Source organism: Caballeronia sp. LZ003, assembly GCF_031451465.1.
In the GTDB taxonomy this organism is placed as follows: Bacteria; Pseudomonadota; Gammaproteobacteria; order Burkholderiales; family Burkholderiaceae; genus Caballeronia.
In genome coordinates this window covers 1-893 of record NZ_JARUXJ010000079.1, presented here as the reverse complement: position 1 = coordinate 893, position 893 = coordinate 1, and the positions used below count along the sequence as shown (strand labels likewise).

The following is an 893-nucleotide window of genomic DNA, read 5'->3' as shown; positions in this document are numbered from 1 at the left end:
CTGCTCGATGACCTTGCCGAGTTCAGTGGAGAGCTGGTCCGGCTTGCAGTGGCGGAGGGAGATGACCTGATATGGGTGGCGAAGGCGCAAGGCGCTCGCACGGGGCTGCGGCTAGACGCGGACGCGGGACTCGAGATTTACTTTCCGGCGACGGCAAACGGCATCGCATATCTCGCGGCTTTCGATGAGGAGCGCGCGCTGGCGTTGATATCGCGTCAGGGAATGGAGCGCGTCCGGGAGATGGGACCCGGTGCGCCGAAATCGCTCCGTGCACTGCTTGAACAGATTGAACAGGCACGCCAGCGAGGATATGCGGTTGTTTTTGATGCCTATGAGTCTGGGACGAGTGCCATCGCCGCGGTAGTACGGCTCGGCGAGAACAGCGAGCCACTTGGCACGATTAGTATCGCTGGACCGTCTATCCGTATGACAGCGGAACGGATGGACGCGCTCGCCCCGAAGGTGATCGAATGTGCGAAGGGTATGGCGATTGCCAGCCGGAGTTCTCCGTTGTTCGCACGTGGTTGATGCGGGCAGGATCCGAATCATCGGCGCACGGTGCGATATACGAGCGCGGACTACCGCATCGTCCTTGGCAGGACTCCGTTTAAAACCGTTGAGCACTATGGCGACCGCCCGTGGAGATCACGGTCGCACGCTTCATGTTTGAGCTTACGACGTTCGCAAGCGTCAATCCCTTCCCGGTTGAAGCGTGAGCAGAGAATCCCCGCCTCCCACCGTCAATTTGGCTTGCTACTCGGGTTCATTGGCGTTTCCCGCGATGAAATCATCGGCATGCACGGCCTCGACGATTACTACACTGCGACGCGGGCACAAGGCGATCGAATGACGGTTTGCAGAGTGAAGCGGCCGTCTGAACGTCTCACCGATGC

Annotated in this window: 1 protein-coding gene; it reads left to right on the top strand. The window is 60.0% G+C overall.

The window, feature by feature from the left end:
• On the top strand, positions 1–528 hold a 528-nt coding region (locus QCE79_RS33045; RefSeq protein ID WP_309851668.1), incomplete at its 5' end, for an IclR family transcriptional regulator C-terminal domain-containing protein.
• Positions 529–893: the final 365 nt, after the last annotated feature.